Origin of the sequence: Streptococcus pseudopneumoniae (genome assembly GCF_001072925.1) — a bacterium.
GTDB lineage: Bacteria > Bacillota > Bacilli > Lactobacillales > Streptococcaceae > Streptococcus > Streptococcus pseudopneumoniae_Q.
In genome coordinates this window covers 20704-40888 of sequence record NZ_JVHE01000125.1, presented here as the reverse complement: position 1 = coordinate 40888, position 20185 = coordinate 20704, and the positions used below count along the sequence as shown (strand labels likewise).

Annotated in this window: 7 protein-coding genes and 2 pseudogenes; 2 read left to right on the top strand and 7 right to left on the bottom strand. The window is 41.7% G+C overall.

Features of this window, described 5'->3' with window-relative positions; translation table 11 throughout:
• From ADH81_RS09975 to ADH81_RS09955, 6 genes and pseudogenes are all read right to left on the bottom strand, one after another.
• Nucleotides 1-4713, bottom strand: a pseudogene (locus tag ADH81_RS09975) (SIALI-17 repeat-containing surface protein); the annotation flags it as partial.
• Between the two features lie 291 nt (nt 4714-5004).
• A pseudogene (locus tag ADH81_RS11650) lies at nt 5005-5073 on the bottom strand (YSIRK-type signal peptide-containing protein); the annotation flags it as partial.
• Nucleotides 5074-5243: 170 nt separating this feature from the next.
• Nucleotides 5244-12980, bottom strand: a complete 7737-nt coding sequence (locus ADH81_RS09970) for an SIALI-17 repeat-containing surface protein (protein ID WP_049528793.1) — start codon at nt 12978-12980, stop codon at nt 5244-5246.
• 238 nt (nt 12981-13218) lie between these two features.
• Nucleotides 13219-14073: a bifunctional methylenetetrahydrofolate dehydrogenase/methenyltetrahydrofolate cyclohydrolase gene (locus ADH81_RS09965; RefSeq protein WP_049528790.1), complete on the bottom strand. Its 855-nt coding sequence runs from the start codon at nt 14071-14073 to the stop codon at nt 13219-13221.
• Between the two features lie 132 nt (nt 14074-14205).
• Complete coding sequence (locus tag ADH81_RS09960) at nt 14206-14940, bottom strand: amino acid ABC transporter ATP-binding protein (RefSeq protein WP_045762888.1); 735 nt, start codon at nt 14938-14940, stop codon at nt 14206-14208.
• Nucleotides 14940-15623 (bottom strand): amino acid ABC transporter permease, encoded by a 684-nt coding sequence (locus tag ADH81_RS09955; RefSeq protein ID WP_049528788.1) that lies wholly within the window; start codon nt 15621-15623, stop codon nt 14940-14942. Before ADH81_RS09955 ends, ADH81_RS09960 begins: the two co-directional genes overlap by 1 nt.
• Nucleotides 15624-15819: 196 nt before the next feature.
• Here ADH81_RS09955 and ADH81_RS09950 point away from each other — a divergent pair, with 196 nt between their 5' ends.
• Complete coding sequence (locus ADH81_RS09950; RefSeq protein WP_000443576.1) at nt 15820-16050, top strand: DUF1797 family protein; 231 nt, start codon at nt 15820-15822, stop codon at nt 16048-16050.
• 242 nt (nt 16051-16292) lie between these two features.
• Here ADH81_RS09950 and ADH81_RS09945 read toward each other — a convergent pair whose 3' ends face one another.
• A complete protein-coding gene (locus ADH81_RS09945; protein WP_049528787.1) occupies nt 16293-17459 on the bottom strand; it encodes an IS110 family transposase in 1167 nt (388 codons plus the stop codon).
• Nucleotides 17460-17928: 469 nt separating this feature from the next.
• Here ADH81_RS09945 and ADH81_RS09940 point away from each other — a divergent pair, with 469 nt between their 5' ends.
• Nucleotides 17929-20181, top strand: a complete 2253-nt coding sequence (locus tag ADH81_RS09940; protein WP_049528785.1) for an ATP-dependent Clp protease ATP-binding subunit — start codon at nt 17929-17931, stop codon at nt 20179-20181.
• Nucleotides 20182-20185 lie beyond the last annotated feature (4 nt).

Here is a 20185-nt window from a genome sequence, read left to right as displayed (position 1 = left end):
AAGCGTCACCTTTTGAACCTGCAAGCCTTGATCTAAGCTCATGTGATAAACTCCTTGAACCTGACCCTTGACTGGCAATCTCACTAGAACAGCACCTTTAAGTTCAACTTCTTGGTTGTCCTTATCTAGCAATTTCACTTGATAAGCATCATAGTGCTTACCAGCTAATTCTTGTCGTAGAACCTTTTGCACTTGAAGCTTGAGATTAACATCTAAGTCTTGAGATAGCCCTGCTACCAGAACTCCAGTTTCCTTATCAGTCAAGATTCGAACCTCTTCGGCTCGTTTAACAAGACTTGGTGCTGGCTTGTTCCCCACTGTAGCTACTGTTCCTGTATATTCTGGTAACTCATGCTTAGCGGCTTCTACCGCATTGACACCACCCTTGAATTCTGGAACTTCTACCACCGGAGCTGGTTCGTTGCCTACTGTGCCGATTGCATCTGTGTATTCTGGTAACTCATTCTTAGCGGCTTCTACTGCATTGACACCGCCCTTGAATTCTGGGACTTCTACTACTGGAGCTGGCTCGTCGCCTGCTGTCCCAATTGCATCTGTGTATTCTGGCAACTCATGCTTAGCTGCTTCTACTGCATTGACACCACCCTCAAATTCTGGAACTTCTACTACCGGAGCTGGCTCGTCGCCTTTACTTGATGTCGGCGCTGGCTCTTCTACCGCTTCTTGATAGAAAGTAGTCATTTCGTAGAACTCTGGTTCTCCACCTTCCCAAGAAACTTTTACATCGAGAATCCGTGGATTTTTTCCTGAAAGGGTAAAGGTTTGGAAACTTGATTTCACTTCACCTAAGTTTTTCCAAACTGATTCACCAGCTTCATTCAAGGTACGAACTTGGACGTTTACTTTTGCACCTTCAGGCAAGTCAGCTATCAAGCGAACATGATTGGCCTTGGTTTCTTCAGATAAATGATAAACAAGCTCTCCTTTATCTTCAGTAGCTGCATAGCTTGTCAAGACATTTCCGTCAGTCATATTTTTCTTCAGGTTATCCGCTTCTTCGCTACCCGTTCCTGTCACTGTAGGATTATTTTCAGGATTGATAAATTCACCATCATTAATCACGATTTCGCTAAATCCTACAAAACGAGCATTATAATCCGCTGTAAAGAGAACACGCATAAACTTAGCGGTTACAGGTTTATCCAGAACACCTTCGATATAACGATTTCCTGGGTTGGCAGAATCATGTGTCCAGCCGTCGGTCAATGAATTATCACGAATTTCATTTTCCACGCCGTCCCCGACTGTTACAACATCTGTCCAGTTCTTACCATCCTCACTGACTTGAATCTTCCCATCACGCAAATAATTACGCTGAGCATCCTGAATATAGGCACGAATCTTCTTGATTTGACGAGTTGTGCCAAGTTTCATGACAATTTCCCCGTTTTTACGTTGGTAATCAGAAAATTCTACAAAATTATTAAAGTCTCCATCAAACAGTTGACCAAGGTTGTGTACGCGACGAACATCATTAGCACCATAATATTGGTGGATACCCATAGTGGTTGATAAGAGCTCAGTTGGATCCACTTCTTTTGTCTTGACGACTAATTTTCCAGTAGGAAGCGCTTGATCCTTATCTGTCGTGTTCACGATGCGTACATAGCGTACCAAGGCGTGTTCTGGAAGTTGGTCAGCGCTCATCCATTCCACTTCATTTGCTGAATATTCCAGCGTCAATCCTGTTTCTCCTGCACCTTCAAGTGCAATTGAACTAGCTTCATGGAGGCGATCCAATTTCAAGCCAAGATAGCCATTTGCTGGAAGATGATTCCCTTGAGGTAAGGCCATTTCATAACGACCACGACTGTCCACTACTGGCGTTTCCTTCAGGCTGTCGACATTGGTGACGGTCAAATCAGTATTTGGTGTATCGACGTCAACTCTAAAGTCCGCAATTCTCCACCATTTGCTGAGAACTTGTGTATTACGGACACGAACGTATTGGGCTGTGAAGTTTTGGCTAATATCTGAAATTCGATCCCCAGCTAAGGTCTGAAGTGTCTTCCAGTTTGTACCGTCTGTAGAATATTCGATGACACCAGCTGCTAGTTTGTCACCTTCCCCTTGAACTAGATGAACATGTTTCACTTTCTTAGCTCCACCCAAGTCCATTTGAACCCAAGCATTTTCTGGAGTCACATTCGTTTGATTGGCATGAGCCATCATAGATTCGGTGTTATCTTTGCCATCTTGCATTTGAAGCACACTGGTTCCATACTTGTAAACCAGATTTGGACTTAGGGTAATGGTTCCTTTTACCTTCTTGCTTCCAAGTTCGAGCGGTCTATTGACGGCAATCTCACGCATGGCAAGCCAAGCATTATCTTTCTTAGCAGTGGCACGCATACGAACTGCTTGTGCCGTAATATCAAGATTAGTAAATTCAAGCGTACGTTCTCTACCTGTGTAGGCTGGACTTGTGAGAGCCACCCAGTCGCCCTGTTCGTTTTGATATTCCACAAGGGCATTTCCAAAGGTATAATTATCGGCTGTCTTTGTACCTGTAGCAAAACCTAGCGTATGAACCTTAATGGCTTTATTGAAACGAAGACCTACATAATCATCTCGTTCAATAACGGTTGTCGTCTTGACAATCGCATGAGTATCCAAGTCGCCATCTGTTACTTCTGCAAGACCTCCTTCAATCCCCGCACGGTTGGTAATAAAAGTGGTCACAAGTTTATCTGGATGCAGCATGGTCTGGATATGTGTTGCCAAGTATTCCTTTAAGTTATTGATAAATGGACGAATATGTTGCACTCCAAACTCTGCCCGTTCATAATGGTCTACATAGAAGAAGGAATAACTAATGGACTGATCGTAATACTTAACCCCAGCATAATAATGCTCCCAAACCTTAGCATCATTCTTTTCAGCCAGACCTTCTGTCGCTGTCAGCAAGGCTTCTAAAGCATCCATCTGATCCACTGTATTGTCTAACCAGTAGTGGATTTGGTCAATAAGCTTCTTATCCCCTTTTTCTTTCAGAAGGAGGGCGTCAGCTTTCAAGTTTGCAAAGATACCCTTTAATTCTTTTCTCTCTGCGTCTACATTTTGACCAGCCTTCAATTTGTTATAAAAGTCTGTCAATTTAGGTGCAAGCTCAACAGATTCTTCCAATTTTGTGACATGTGGAGGACGGTTTTGGTTGCGCATATGCTTGCCAAGTTCACGAAAGGCTTTTGATACTTCGCTTTCTTCAAAGTTTCCATTGACCACATAGTTAAAGGCTACATCATTGATTTTTTCAGCTTCTTCCGCACTTCTCCATTGTTTCCAACCATACTGAGCCACATCAAAGAGGGCTACCTTTGAAGCTTCGGATTGTTGCATCGGATTTAGCATAATGCCCTGAGCCAAGGACAAATCAACATTGGGATGTAAGAATTTTTCACCACCACCTAGAATCAAGTGTTGCTTGGTATTATCATTACAAGGCCAGTTAATCCAGAAATGAATCGGACGATACTTCTTGCCACCTTCTGTCAAATTCTTCTTCAAATTTGTTAGGAAGGTTTGGTCAACTGCACCCCATACCTTACCCCCTGTTAGGGTTAAATGAACCGTTTCTGGAAGGCGTTCATTGAGCGTGCGAAGTTCATCTTCTGTCCCCTGTCCCATATACCAGGCTGGAACGAAAATCATATCTTTACGAAGTCCGCTGTATTTTGTTTCTTGTTCAGTTAGCCAATTTGTCAGGTCGGTCATTAACCGAACATAACTATTGTAGCCACCAACAGGCCAGGCCGCATCATCAGCTAGAACCCCAAATTCACGCACACCTGCATCCAGCAATTGGGTGAATTTCGCTTTAATGACATCTAAATCTTGTTTATATAATTCATCCGTGTCAAAACGCATCTTATTATGCATAAATGGATGGATGGTCCATACATAACGAGTCTTTGTTTCATTCCCCATACGAGCTAGATCACGAATCTCTGACATTTTTTCTTCTGGATAGAGTTCACGCCATTTTGCATTGTGATAGGGATCGTCTTTTGGCGCAAAAAAGTACTGAGTTAACTTCAAGTCGCCACCATAGCGCATCAGCTCTTCACGGTTTTCTTTGGTCCAAGGATTTCCATAATAGCCTTCGATAAAGCCACGGTTCTTCACTTCTGCATAGTCTTCTACTGTCACATCTCGAAGAACTGGGACAGGACTCTCCTTCAGCATTTGTTTCAAAGTTGTCAGTCCAAAGAAGACAGCATCCGTATCTTTTCCGACGATCGAAATCTTATTGTCTTTCACGCGCAAGACATAGGCATCAATTTTATCGTATAGATCAGACGAAATATCTTGGACTTCTTTTTCTGCCAGAGGAGCTTTCCCACGCACTCCAAGGAAAATGTTGGTTGCCCCTTCTGTAGCTTTTGTACTGGTAGTGTAAGACACATTACTAGCTTGGAGAACTTCTTTGGCACGGTTACGTGTATAGATATCTAAGCCATCGCTAAAGACAAGGTTTACCTTTCCTTCTAGAGCAGTGACCCCATCGCCATAAGTAACCTTTTGAGGTCTTGGAAATACCGTATATTCCTTTTTAGCTACTTGAGATTTTGCGGCATCAATTTCTGCTTTACTTGCAGGTTTGTCTGCTGTAAATGAATCAGCTTTCTCCACCGTTCCGTTTACTTCAGCTGGCTTCGTGGGTTCTGTTACTGCATTGGTCTCAGTAGGAGCTACTTCTGTAGAAGCATTTTCTACGGTTGTTACTCCCTTCTCTACTGTAGAATTTTTAGTTTCTACTGGTTTTGAAGAAGTTTCTTCAGGAGCTTGGGACTTAGTAGCTACCTCTTCCACTTTAGTCTCTGAAACTAAGTCTGCCTCTGCATCTTTAATAGCACCTGCCAATTCTGGTGATAACTTATCCTCTGGTGGAAGCTGTGTAAGACTTGTTTCTGCTTCTAGTGCGGGCTCTGTCTCTGCAGCTTGTACCATGCTGGCTCCAAAGATACTCGCACCAACCATTACTGAAGCTGCTCCTATTGCAAATTTTCGAATGCTATAATGACAACGTTTCTCAAAAAATTGATGATCCATCTTTCTTCTATTCCTTTCCTCCAACCACTCATCTAAGCGGTTTCATCCCTATTTTAAAAAACGGAGAGAACCCAGAGGTCCTCTCCATATGGTTGTAGCATTTTTCGATCCTATCCACTGGAATAGTCCAAGTATTTCTACAATCAATCAGCAATGTAGAGTTCCAAACTCTATTTTTCTTTACGTTTAACAGTTAGTAGAGCTACTGATAAAACAAGACTGAGACTTGCTAGGAAGGCAGCTGTATCAGATCGACTTTCACCTGTTTCTGGAAGTCTTGCTGAATCTACTTTCTCTGAAGCATTTTCAAAGTTTTCTCCCTTAACTGCTGGTTCATGAGCTTGTTCTACTGGTTTTACTGGTTCTTGGTTTTGTTCTTTATAGACAATCGCATAAAGTCCTAGATCTTTGGTGACAAATTCAACCATGTCACCTACAAGCGTCACCTTTTGAACCTGCAAGCCTTGATCTAAGCTCATGTGATAAACTCCTTGAACCTGTCCCTTGACTGGTAATCTCACTAGGACAGCACCCTTGAGTTCAACTTCTTGGTTGTCCTTATCCAGCAATTTCACTTGATAAGCATCGTAGTGCTTACCAGCTAATTCTTGACGTAGAACCTTTTGAACTTGAAGCTTGAGGTCTTTAGATAACTCTGTAGTTAGCCCTGCTACCAGAACTCCAGTTTCCTTATCAGTCAAAATTCGAACCTCTTCGGCTGGTTTAACAAGATTTGGTGCTGGCTCATTTCCAGCTGTAGCCACTGTTCCTGTGTATTCTGGTAATTCATTCTTAGCGGCTTCTAGCGCATTGACGCCACCTGTAAATTCTGGGACTTCATTCTTAGCTGCCTCTACTGCATTGACGCCACCCTCAAATTCTGGGACTTCTACTACTGGTGCTGGCTCGTCGCCTACTGTGCCAAGTGCCTCTGTGTATTCTGGCAATTCATTCTTATCGGCTTCTACTGCATTGACACCACCCTTAAATTCTGGGACTTCTACTACTGGTGCTGGCTCGTCGCCTACTGTGCCAACTGCCTCTGTGTATTCTGGCAATTCATTCTTAGCGGCTTCTACTGCATTGACACCACCTTCAAATTCTGGGACTTCTACTACTGGTGCTGGCTCATCACCTGCTGTCCCGATTGCATCTGTGTATTCTGGCAACTCATTCTTAGCTGCCTCTACTGCATTGACACCACCCTTGAATTCTGGGACTTCTACCACTGGAGCTGGCTCATCACCCTTACTTGTAGTAATGGCTGGTTTGACCTTAACTTCAACAACTCGATCTTGCGCCTCTGTCGTATCCGTATGAACAGTGGTACGGTTAGATCCTAGAACCTCAACATAATCAACTCTTTCACCCTTCTTACCTTCTGAGATTACACGACGTTCATCTTGAGCTAAGTCATTGTTTTCACGAATAATTTCCTTAAATGGAATTTCAGTCTTGACAACTTCTAAACTTGGTCGTTCGAGAACAGGACTTTGGTCGCCTTCTTCAGGAACAATACGGTGACTAGGCTTAAAGTGAATACGATATTCCTTGACAAGACTACCATCCTTAGCAAGAAGACGAACAAGGCTAGGAAGGTTAGCCTGACTAGACTCAACAACCGTTGTCACACCGTGACCACTTGCTTGAGCAGTCACCTGTGGTTTAGTGCCATTTAAGTTCACTGTATAATCTGAAACCGCAGGATCAAAGTTTTCCAATGCTTTTCCAGCAACCGAAATAGTCACTGAAGGAGTTTCCACATCGTTTGCTTTAGCAGGAGAGTAAGCACTAAATTCGACCATTGCTAGACCATTAGTTGTCGATTTACGAGTCATGCGTGCTCGAATAGCTGTTGTCTGAATTGGATCAAAGGTAAATTCGATTGGCTTACCAGCCACGATTTCTCCAGATGCCTTATAAGGAATTTCTTGCCAGTTTTCTGCCTTGTTAAATGGATGATCCGCATTCTCTTCATAGCGAGAAATGGTACTTGGTTCTGTATAGGCAGGCCCAACATATCTTTCTAATACCATTGTCGCTGGTGCGTCTGTTCCACTGTCTTTAAAAAACTGAATGGCTACTTTTCCAACAGACTGAGGTGTAATCTGACCATTCTTCTTAAAGAGAATTCCCACAGATGTTTCTTGATCTTTCGGAGTACGAGACCAGTTAGTCCAACGTCCATCTTCGTTAAAGTGACCATCGTTGATATAGAAAATCTTATCCCGAGAAGCTGCTTGTGTATCATTTGTAGTAGACGCAAAGGCTTTAGAATCTGTCGCATTATTGCTTGCATTTTCTGAGATGACTTGATTACCTTTTGTAACAACTGTTACTTGCATCTTGGTTGTTAAGTCTGTTCCTAGAACATGACCAAGCACTTCAAAGTTACCTTCTTGGGCAGTCGCATGTTCTGGAATTGCATCCCATTGGACAGCAAGGTTAGCTTTAACCCAGCCAGTCTGTGATGGATAGTAGACTGTTACTTCGGCAGGCAATTGAAGCTGATCGCCAACATTCAAGGTCTGGGCACTATTTTCCGCAGCTACTGGTTGTGTTGACTCTTTTTCGTCATCACGGAAGATACGATATTCTTTAAGAACAGTTCCATCCTCAGCTTTCAAGATAAGACGTGTCGCACCTTTTTCACTTGTTGCAGGAACAACCGTTACCAAGCCATTGTTGCTGGCTGTTGCAGTGATTTCCTTGCTTGCTTGAGGAATATAATAATCTGTCTTAGATGGATTGAAATGTTCGAGCTTCTTACCATCTACTTGGATAGAAATTTCTGAGCTGGTAGCACTTGGAACCTTACTTCCTAAAATAGTAATTTCTGTTAAACCAACACCAGCCTTTCCATCTGCCTTCTTCATACGCATACGAACAGCATAAGTTTCAACCTTATCAAATGTAAAGTGGTTTGTTTGACCTGCAGATAATTGTCCAGGAGCGTGAAGATTTTCTACAGCCTTCCAGTTGGAAGCATTGTTGAATGGATGCTTGGTATCACGCTGAGCATTATTGACATCGTTTGGAAGATCTGGAACTTCTTGACCAACATAGTATTCGATGACATATTCTTTTGGAAGTCCGATTGCACCATCTGTATAGAAATCAACGGAAAGATTATCGACAAATCGTTTGGTCAAATCACCTGAATTACCAAACAAGATAGACGCCCAATCATTATCTGTGCCTGTTTGCCATGTAGTCCATCGATTCTTAACATCTGTATTGGCTCTTGAAACTGTCAAGTCGTTCAGGGTACTTGCCGAATCATCACCACCCGTATTGGATACAATAGCAGCTGGCAATTGAGAACCAGTCCACTGTTTAGAGATATTATTTCCAGCAACAACTTGACTAGAAACACGGACATGGGCCTTGGTAGTCAGATGGCTACCCACTAATTGACCCTTGATTTCATAGATACCTTCAGTCTGACTAAAGTTCTCAGGAACCTTGTCCCAAAGGACATCTTTATAGACAGTTGTTCCATTAGAATGATAAGCACGAACACTAGATGGCAATTGAACAGTTTCACCCTTAGGAAGAGTAAGGCTGATTTCTTCTGCAACCTGCAAACCTTCAACAGTTACATTGGCAAGAGCCTCAATATCTGTACCTTCGACATGACCTTTAAGGGTAAAGCTATGATAGTAACCAAGTTCTTTGGCATCTACCTTGTCCCAAGTTACAGAAACTTTACGAGGTAAGCCCTTATCAAATTCTGCTCCGATTTGATCAGGCAAATTCGGTTGCTGATTGATATCTGTAGAGATTGAAACAGGATGAAGCTTGACAATTTTCTTGTCTACTGTATTTTCTTTTATCACAAGTTCAGTTGCTACAGACTGAGTCTTATCAGTTTGATTGTCAATACGAGGAGTGAGGGTTACACTACCTTTCTTGTAAAGAAGCAAGTTCTGACCATTCACCTCAAGATGAGCACCATCAGCTGACTTAACTTCCAAATGGATATCTGACGCTGAAAATTCAGTCTGTGAACCATCCTCATAATGTCCAATGACATGATAAGGGAGAACTTGGTCTTCTGTTGCATTTTCTTTTCCTTCAACACTTACTTCCAAGCGTGTCAAGGCAGGCGCTTCTTTCACAAACTGAATCAAGTAAGTTTGAACTAAATCGCCCTTCTGGTCACTCAAGAATACAGAAGCCTGATAATCATTGGCAGCTGAGGCTTGTTGAACTGTTACCTGATAGCCTGTTGTCTGTGCACCAACATTTGGAATCTTAGAAGTATAAGGAAGGGATACTCGGTAGTAGGTCTTTCCAGGCTCAAAGTTTTCAAGAGTCTTATCTCCAACCGTGAGACCTGTAACAGTATTTTCTGTTTCCTTATCACTTGCGATAAAGGTTGCCGTAACCTCGTAGTCATTGCCTTCCAATTTACCAGTTGCTTCAGTACGTCCACCTTCTTTGGTCAAGGCAGATGGATCTTTCAAGGTCCAAGAAACGACATCCGCATCAACCAAGTTACCATCTGATAAAACAGCCGTAACAGTCTTGTCCAAATTTTCAACAGCTGTACCAACTGGGACAGTTGCTACTTTTGGCAACCACTTATCAAGCGCAACTACCTTGACAAGGGCTTCAGCCTTGGCTTCGAGTCCTTCCACACTACCAAGGACTTTTTTCTCACCAGCACTTGAAAGGAGATCTTCTGGGATGTCCCAAGTCACAGCTTTTTCTTCGACACTACCATCGCTATAAATAGCTGTCACAGTCTCTGGCAATTTAGGATTTTCGCTGACATCAGTTCTTGCTTTCACAGGGGCAAAAGCGACAAAATGGCGATTTTCTTTCTTGCCTGAAACGGTTGTGACTGTTGCCTGATCTGAAGCCAAGCCTGCAGAATCCGCATAAAGAGTGAATTTACCTTCTTTTTCAGTAGATTTTACAATGACAACACCTTTACCATTGAAGGCTTTTCTTTGCCATGTACCATCTTTCTGAGCCTTATAACGTTCACGGCTAGCTTGTTCCCCATTGTCCACACCGACGATTTGGCCTTGGCCATGAAGATTGAAATGAACAAGATTATTGGCAGTTGGTACAACATTGCCGTCTTCATCAACGATTTCATAATGGATATAAGACAAATCTTTGCCATCTGCAGTGATGACATGTTCTTCCTTGGTGAGTCGAACTCTAGCTGGTTCCCCTGCTGTTGTCACACTATCACGCGCAATTTCTTTGCCATTTTCATCACGAGCAATGGCAGTTAAGGTACCTGGTTTATAGTCAACCAACCACTCAAGATACAATTCACTTGGTTTAGCTCCCTCGTGATAAGGGCGCCCATCTTCAGTTGTTTTCTTAACAAATTCTTTCTTACCGAGGGACTCATTGTTCAAGAACAATTCTACGCTAGCGGCATTTGAGAAGGTCCGAACTGGAACCTTGCCATTGATGAGCATATTACGTTCCTTGAGCGTTTCTTCTGTCCAATTCCAGTGAGGCATAATGCGAACAGTTGGTTTTTCTTTGGCACTATACCATTCACTGCGATAGAGATAGAAATCATTCTTAGGCAAGCCTGCCGTATCAATGATACCAAAGTAAGAGCTTTTCACTGGTGTATTATCTTGGTTATGCCAAGGTGTAGGCTCACCGATATAGTCAAAACCAGTCCAGATGAACTGACCTGCATAGCCAGCACGATCACGGTCAAAGGTCCATGATTCAGTAGCTGTTCTACCCCAGGCTACACGGTCATTACCATAGTCTGATTGTTCATAGTGACGATTTGGGCGATTGTCGTGCCAGAGATTTTGAGCAGGATTAAAGTAAGAATCACGAGTTCGAGTTGCTGAAGAAGTTTCAGAACCGTAAATCAACCAGTCTGGATGCGCTTTACGAACTGCATCGTAAAAACGCTCTCCATAGTTCATACCTACAGCATCCATGATTGCTGCTAATTCTAAGAACAAGCCTGTAGAAGCACGACTGAATTTATTTTCACCCATAGTCACATAGCGTTCTGTATCGATAGCTTTGATGACAGCTTTCAAACGCTTGGCTGTTTCTAGTGAACGAGCTCCACCATCAGCCTCATCAACCTCATTACCGAGTGACCACATGATGATTGAAGGATTATTTTTATCTCGTTCAACCATGGTTCTAAGATCAAAATCAGACCACTTCTCACCCTTCTTGGCTTCTGGGTGAGTTGCATCTTGGTCAAAGAAACGTCCATAGTCATAAGTTTTCTTGCCACGATACCAAGTATCAAAGGCTTCTTCTTGGACCAAAAGTCCTAGACTAGCAGCAGCATCTAGCAACTGTGGACTTGCTGGATTGTGTGTTGTACGGATAGAGTTAACTCCCATATCTTTTAGGAGTTTTAATTTTCGGTAGGTTGCCTTATAGTTTTCTTCTGCCCCCAAGGCTCCATTATCATGGTGAATACTAACTCCATGGAATTTCATTCTCTCGCCATTAAGAGAGAAGCCTTCTTTAGCTGTCCAGTTGAAATAACGATAACCAAAAGTATCTTCTGTTACATCAACTAACTGACCTTCATTATAAACCTTGGTTTTTAGAACATAGAGCTGAGGATGGTAGCTTTTTGTTGTCCAGAGAGTTGGTTTATTAACCAAAATCGTTTGCTTAAAGTCAGCTGTCTCATTTCCTGATAGACTCTTAGTTACAGAACGAACCAAATCTGAAACAGCCTTACCTTCTTTGGTAAAAATCTGTTGCTCTACATATACCTTAGCTAGAGTCTTGGCAGTATTTTTGATCTTGCTTTGGATTTGTGTTTCAACATTGCCATCTTTTTGTTCAGCCAATTTTGGAGTGGTAATATGGTTTCCATTTTCAGCCACCTGTACCTTATCACGATAGCTTAAAGTCACATCGCGATAGATACCACTTCCTGAGTACCAACGACTACTTGGCTGTTTATTGGTAACTTGGACAGCAATGGTATTTTCACTACCATCTTTATTTAAAAATTCAGTAATATCGTATGAAAAATGATTGTACCCACTTGGATAATGACCGACAAATTTACCATTTACATAGACCTTAGAGTCCATGTAGACACCATCAAAGTTGATCCGAACATCCTTGTCCTTAGCAGCTTCGTCTACAGTGAAGGTCTTACGATACCAGGCAGTACCCCCGTTTAATTGACCACCTTCATTTCGGGCAGGAGACTTGTGGTCAAAATCAAAATAGATACTCCAGTCATGAGGAAGGTTCAACTTAGACCAGTCATGAACATCCACATCTTTCTTAGAAAAGTCACCTTGAGCGTTTAGTTTAAAATACCAGTCTTTGTTGAAATTTTGTTTTCTTTCTTCAAGGAGCTGATTTTCTTTTTCCTTCTCTTTTGTAGCTTGAGGTGATTCACTTGCAGAAGCTTTTTCTTCCTTGCTTTTATCGTCCGTTACAGGTTTATTCTGGTTAGTTGTATCTGTATGTTCTTCTCGAACTACTGGCTTTTCAGCACTTGCTTCTGAAACTGTAGACTCTTTCCCATTCGCTTCAGCAGCAGGTTTTTCAGTTTTTTCAACTTTATCTTCTTTAGGGCTGACTACTTCTGCTTCCTTTTCTACCTTAGGACTTGTTGTCTCAGTCACCTTTTCTTCAGTTGCTGGTTTTGTGGATTCAACAGTATCATTTTCTTCTTCAGTGGCAGAATCTTGTGGGCCATTTTGCTCAGCTTTTGCAATTGCTGTAGCAATATCATCTGGAAGCTTATCTAAAGGTTGAACTTGATGAATCGTTTCCTCGCTGGGACTTGCTGCTTCGGTTTCAGCTGCTTGAGCCACCTGAAGACCGAATATACTAGCTCCAATCATAACTGAAGCTGCACCAATGGCAAATTTACGAATACTATAATGACACCGTCTTTCAAAAAATCTCTTATCCATTATTGTTCCTTTCCAATGTTCTAGTAAGCGATTACATTTTACTCCAAAAAATAAACCTCCCTCTAGACGCTTACTTATTTTATCCATATAAATATTGATGCTTTTAATATATCAAAATAGTAGAGTTTTTTCAATAATTTGTAGAAGTTTTACTGTAATTTTATTAAAATAAGTGCAAGAAAAAAACAAGTTCGTTTTTTAGAACTTGTTTCTTCACTATATAAAATCAATGCTTGTATTATCTAACCAAACTACGCAATGCAGCCTGATAAGTCTGCTCCATCAACATAGTAATGGTCATAGGTCCAACTCCACCAGGTACAGGTGTGATATGGCTAGAGATTGGCGCAACAGCATCATAGTCAACATCTCCACAGAGCTTGCCATTTTCATCTCGGTTCATCCCCACATCAATGACAACTGCTCCAGGTTTGACAAAGTCAGCAGTCACAAACTTAGCACGACCGATTGCTACGACAAGAATATCCGCCTTAGAAGCTACCTTGGCAAGATTATGTGTTCGTGAGTGGGTCAAGGTTACAGTTGCATTCTTAGCTAATAACAACTGGGCCATTGGTTTACCGACAATATTAGAACGACCAATAACAACTGCATTCTTACCTTCTAGTTCAATCCCATACTCGTGAAACATTTCCATGATGCCAGCTGGAGTTGATGGGATCATAACTGGATGACCAGACCAAAGACGCCCCATGTTGAGCGGATGAAAACCATCCACGTCCTTTTCTGGATCAATAGCCAATAAAACAGCTTCTTCATCGATGTGTTTTGGTAATGGCAACTGCACCAAAATACCATGCCAAGCTGGATCTTGATTGTATTTGGCAATCAAGTCCAACAATTCCTCTTGGGTAATGGTCTCAGGAACTCGCACGACTTCACTTTGGAAACCTGCAGCTATCGCTGAACGTTCCTTGTTACGAACGTAAACCTGACTGGCTGGATTGTTCCCAACCAAAATAACCACCAAACCAGGCACCAAACCTGTCTCTTCTTTCAATTTCGCAGTCTTTTCAGCCAATTGTCCTTGTAGCTTGGCTGCTAAAGCCTTGCCATCAATAATCTGTGTCATGTGTTTTCTCTTTTCTAACAAATATCTTCTATTATATCAAAAAAACACTTGTCCCTCTAACACTTCTTACCTAAGAGACCTTATAGTCTGAAACTATAAGAAAAAGCCCACTTGGAGCTTTTCATGATATTCTTACAAAACCTTACTCAAGAAATCCTTAGTTCTTTGTTCTTGGGTTTGTTCAAAGACTTGCTCTGGAGTTCCATCTTCGACAACAACACCGTCAGCCATAAAGATGACGCGGTCTGCCACTTCACGCGCAAAGCCCATCTCATGCGTCACGATGACCATAGTCATTCCTGACTTAGCAAGTTCTTGCATAACCGCTAGTACTTCCCCTACCATTTCTGGGTCTAGGGCAGAAGTCGGTTCATCAAAGAGTAGGACATCTGGTTCCATGGCAAGACCACGAGCAATAGCGATACGTTGTTGCTGCCCACCAGACAAACTTTGTGGATAAGCATCTGCCTTATCTGGTAAACCAACCTTTTCCAAGAGCTCATGCGCTCTTTTCTCAGCAACTTCCTTACTTTCCCCTTTGGTCTTGATAGGAGAAAGCGTGATGTTATCCTTCACTGTCATATTGGGGAAGAGATTGAACTGTTGGAAAACCATTCCCATCTTTTCACGCATGGCAAAGAGGTCGTTTTTCTTATCTGTAATGTCTACTCCTTCAAAGATAACCTTTCCTTTTGTCGCTTCTTCGAGGAGATTCATAGAGCGAAGGAGGGTTGACTTACCGCTACCAGATGGTCCGATAATCACCACAACTTCCCCTTTTTTGATTTCAAGATCAATCCCTTTTAAAACTTCATTCTTCCCAAAGTTTTTATGAAGGTTTTCAATTTTTATAAGCGTTTCAGTCATTATTTTTTCTCTCCTTGTCCCATACGATTTTCAAAAGCTTTCAAGGCTAGTGTCAAGATAGAGGTCATAATCAAGTAGTAAAAGGCAGCAAATAAGAGTGGAGTTAAAGGCAAGTAGGTGGTTGTTGACACCGTAGTAGCTCCATTCCACAATTCCATGACACCGATTGCTGACAAGAGCGAGCTATCCTTGATAATGGTAATAAACTCATTCCCCAAGGCTGGTAAAATATTCTTGATAGCCTGTGGTAAAATAACATAGCGCATAGCGTTTTTAGGACGAATACCTAGCGAATAAGCTGCTTCTAACTGACCTTTTGGCACAGCATTAATCCCAGCACGAACAGTTTCTGATACATAGGCACCACTATTCATAGAGATAATGATAATCCCTGGGATCAAACGAGTGAGATCGACATCCAAAATTCCAATTTGAATCGTTGGAGCACTAATATGCATCAATGCATAGGCAATCATAATCTGTACCATCATCGGAGTTCCTCGGAAAATCCAGATATAAAGATTAGCGAACCAAGCAAGTGGCTTAATCTTTGAACGTTGCGCAAAGGCCAACACTACCCCTAAAATGGTTCCCAAAAAGACAACTAAGATCGAGATAATAATCGTAACAACAGCACCATAGTTAAAGTATGGCAGATATTTCGGTAAAAAAGAAAAATTCATAAATCCACTACTTTCTAATTTCTAACTTAAAACTTGTATGAGTATAACATGTTTTGAATAAAAATGCAATCTTTTTCTTTTTATTTTCAATAAAATTTCAAAGAAAACAGAAATAGCGAGAAATCTTAGTTTTTTCTAGTCAAGTGGATACTCTTTATGGTAAAATAGTAACGATAAGAAATGGAGGAGAATCAAAATGGAATCACATTTGGTTAGAATCATCAACCGCCTAGAAGCAATGACAAAAGATGGTGGTAACTTAAAACGTAACTTTGAGCGCGAGGGAGTTGTTGTAGCTGAAGTTGCTTTTAACCATGATGAAGAAAATGGCCCAATCTTTACACTTCGTGATGTTGAAGCTCGTGAAACATATACTTTTGACAGCATCGACTTGATTGCGATGGAAATTTACGAACTTCTATACTAATAATAGATATACAGAGGTTGGGACAAAAGATCCCGACCTCACTTTTTATTAGCAATCAAACTTTGACGCGGTAGCTGATTGGACTTTTCGTTCGTCTTTTAGACTCCCAAAACTCCTAATCATCTTCGCGGGGCTGGGACTACGAAATCGAGACTTTGTCTATCGATTTCTTATACGAAAACTCAAAAGAGCGCAAAAAGACTCCCCTTGTGATATAATGAAGGTGAAAAAATTGTATTAGGCTACTGGCTCGTCTCTAGTAGCCTTTTTTGTAGCACAAACTCCTGATAAGTGAGATTTTCTTTCAAAAGGATATAAGCTATTTTAAGAAGTTGATGTGCGAGTGCAATAGTTGCTTTTTGCGGTCCTCTCCTACTTTGAATTTGGTAATAACGCTCTGCTAGTGGACTTCCTTTTTGTCTTTTTGCCGCAAAAACTGCTTGACAGAGACACCTTTTTAAATAGGAATTGCCATGTCTGATTTTTGTGCTCCTCTTTTTACCGGCACTTTCATTATTTCCAGGACACAAACCAGCCCAGGAAGCGAGATGTCCAGCTGTTGGAAACTGGCTCATGTCTACCCCAATTTCCGCTATGATCACAGAGGCTGTAATAAGATCCATACCAGGAATAGAATCTAGGATTTCCACTGGTCTCTCATAGAGATTTAGATAGCCGTTTATACGCTCTTCCAAACAATCGATTTGTTTTTGATAAAAATCGTAAATCTCTAAGGACTGACCTAACATAAAACGATGATGAGCCGAAAAGTACCCATCAAGTGCCTCAAGGAGTTGGGGAACTTTTCTTTTCAAACTGGTATAAACAGATTGATGGATCATTCTTGGGGTAAGGGGCGTCTCATCAATAAGCAGCTGCAGTAAGTTTCGACCAGAAGCACCCATGATATCTTCTATGTAGGTTGTCAGCTTAATACCTCCTGATTGGAGGATTTTATGGATCCGATTGGTCTCACGATTACGGCTCTCTACATAGTGTTTCCGTTGTCGTGTTAGCTCTCTCAATTCTTGAATGGTTTCATCAGGAACGAAACTGCGAGGGAGCAGGCCGATTCGTGTTAATTGGGCAATCCAGTGAGCATCTTTCTTATCTGTTTTTTGACCTGGAATAGCTTTCATATGAGCAGGCTGTGCTAGGATGAGTTCAAAGTCATCACAGAGTTCATGCCAGACAGGTCTCCAGTAAACTCCTGTGCTTTCCATGCCGACGGCTTCTACATGAAATTGAGTGAGAAAATCATGACAGGCTTTTAATCCTTTTGTCGTTGTATCAAACTGAGCCATTTCACGCTTTGGACGAGTAGAAGTGAGCGGCCCATGTAGAATACAAACCACAACAGTAGCTTGATGGACATCAATACCTGCACAAGATTGATAGAGAACATCCATTGTGATTCCCTCCATTTATAAAGTCAGAGAGCTTGTCTACCGATAACGTTGTCGTATTTTTATACTCATGCTCAAGGCGATATTTTGGGGTACTCGTCGGTAGAGTGGATTAGTTTGTCCCGCGAAAGTGATATTCAAGAAATTATCAACCACAAAGCCCTCACTTAGATTATACTTCTAAATGAGGGCTCTTGTCTTTATTTTCGTGTTTCTGTGGGTGACGGCTATGTCGTCATGGCTGTCTGTCCCACCGCCTTTCACCAACGAGAATCCTTTTTGCATGACAAATTGGATTTTTTTCTTGCTATCAAAATCTTCTCCAGATTAGCGCTCTACTATTTATAGTGCTAGTATCCAATCTTTTTACTTGAATTGCCCAATAATCATGATATAATTAAATTATATACTTGTTTGACTATTTTTGACCTTTTAAATTTAGTCAAGACTAAGAAAGAAATGAGGTGGCGGTATGCTCTGTCAAAACTGTAAAATCAATGACTCAACGATTCATCTTTATACCAATCTCAATGGACAACAAAAGCAAATCGACCTTTGTCAAAATTGCTATAAAATTATCAAAACAGATCCTAACAATAGCTTATTCAAGGGCATTACAGATTTAAACAACCGTGATTTTGATCCCTTTGGAGACTTCTTTAACGATCTCAACAACTTTAGACCTTCTTCTAATAACAACAATATCCCCCCAACTCAGTCAGGGGGTGGATACGGTGGAAATGGTGGTTATGGTTCCCAAAATCGTGGTCCTGCCCAAACACCACCACCAATCCAGGAAAAAGGACTCTTGGATGAATATGGTATCAATGTCACTGAGATTGCCCGTCGTGGAAATATTGACCCTGTAATTGGCCGTGACGAAGAGATTATCCGTGTCATTGAAATCCTCAACCGCAGAACAAAAAACAACCCTGTCCTCATCGGTGAGCCCGGTGTTGGTAAGACAGCTGTTGTCGAAGGTTTAGCTCAGAAAATTGTTGACGGTGATGTTCCCCATAAGCTTCAAGGCAAAGAAGTCATCCGCTTAGATGTCGTTAGCCTTGTTCAAGGTACAGGAATCCGAGGTCAATTTGAAGAACGCATGCAAAAACTCATGGAAGAAATTCGTGAGCGCGAGGATGTTATTCTCTTCATTGACGAAATTCATGAAATTGTCGGTGCTGGTTCAGCAGGAGAAGGGAATATGGATGCAGGAAATATCCTCAAACCAGCTCTCGCTCGTGGCGAACTCCAACTGGTTGGTGCTACTACCCTCAATGAGTACCGCATCATCGAAAAAGATGCTGCCCTTGAACGTCGTATGCAACCGGTCAAAGTTGATGAACCAACTGTGGAAGAAACCATTATTATCCTTAAAGGCATTCAAAAGAAATACGAAGATTACCATCATGTTCACTATACTGATGGGGCTATCGAAGCGGCCGCTACCCTTTCTAACCGCTACATCCAAGATCGTTTCTTGCCAGACAAGGCCATAGACCTTCTAGATGAAGCTGGTTCAAAAATGAACTTAACCTTGAATTTTGTAGATCCTAAAGTCATCGACCAACGCTTAATCGAAGCAGAAAATCTCAAGGCACAAGCAACCCGCGATGAAGATTTTGAAAAAGCAGCCTACTTCCGTGACCAGATTGCCAAATATAAGGAAATGCAAAAGACCAAGGTAACGGATCAGGATACCCCAATCATCAGCGAAAAGACGATTGAACACATCATCGAACAAAAGACTAATATCCCAGTTGGTGACCTTAAGGAAAAAGAACAGTCTCAACTGATCAACCTAGCAGATGACCTCAAGGCTCATGTTATTGGTCAAGATGATGCAGTTGATAAGATCGCTAAGGCTATCCGTCGTAACCGTGTTGGACTCGGTACTCCAAACCGTCCAATCGGTAGCTTCCTCTTTGTTGGTCCTACTGGTGTCGGTAAAACAGAACTTTCTAAACAACTGGCTATCGAACTCTTTGGCTCTGCTGACAGCATGATTCGCTTTGATATGAGTGAATACATGGAAAAACACAGTGTGGCTAAACTCGTCGGTGCCCCTCCAGGATACGTAGGCTATGATGAAGCTGGTCAATTGACTGAAAAAGTTCGTCGTAACCCCTACTCACTGATCCTCTTGGATGAAGTTGAAAAAGCCCATCCAGATGTTATGCATATGTTCCTTCAAGTCTTGGATGATGGTCGTTTAACGGATGGGCAAGGTCGTACCGTTAGCTTTAAAGACGCCATCATAATCATGACCTCAAATGCAGGTACAGGTAAGGCAGAAGCTAGTGTTGGATTTGGTGCTGCTAGAGAGGGCCGTACTAACTCTGTTCTTGGAGAATTAGGTAACTTCTTTAGTCCAGAATTCATGAACCGCTTTGATGGCATTATCGAATTCAAGGCTCTCAGCAAGGAAAATCTCCTTCAAATCGTTGACCTCATGCTAGATGATGTTAATCAACGTCTCTCAAGTAATAATATCCATTTAGATGTAACAGATAAGGTTAAAGAAAAACTTGTAGACCTTGGTTACGATCCAAAAATGGGAGCTCGTCCACTCCGTCGTACCATCCAAGACTACATCGAAGATGCGATTACAGACTACTACCTTGAAAATCCAAGCGAGAAAAACCTCAAAGCCGTCATGACTAGCAATGGTAAAATCATGATTAAATCAAAAAATAAATTGGAAACAGTTGACTCAAATGACTAATTCC

Coding starts and splice junctions, on each gene's coding strand:
- ADH81_RS09960 (WP_045762888.1), bottom strand. CDS start 14,940: ATGACTGAAACGCTTATAAAAATTGAAAACCTTCATAAAAACTTTGGG.
- ADH81_RS09940 (WP_049528785.1), top strand. CDS start 17,929: ATGCTCTGTCAAAACTGTAAAATCAATGACTCAACGATTCATCTTTAT.
- ADH81_RS09945 (WP_049528787.1), bottom strand. CDS start 17,459: ATGGATGTTCTCTATCAATCTTGTGCAGGTATTGATGTCCATCAAGCT.
- ADH81_RS09965 (WP_049528790.1), bottom strand. CDS start 14,073: ATGACACAGATTATTGATGGCAAGGCTTTAGCAGCCAAGCTACAAGGA.
- ADH81_RS09955 (WP_049528788.1), bottom strand. CDS start 15,623: ATGAATTTTTCTTTTTTACCGAAATATCTGCCATACTTTAACTATGGT.
- ADH81_RS09970 (WP_049528793.1), bottom strand. CDS start 12,980: ATGGATAAGAGATTTTTTGAAAGACGGTGTCATTATAGTATTCGTAAA.
- ADH81_RS09950 (WP_000443576.1), top strand. CDS start 15,820: ATGGAATCACATTTGGTTAGAATCATCAACCGCCTAGAAGCAATGACA.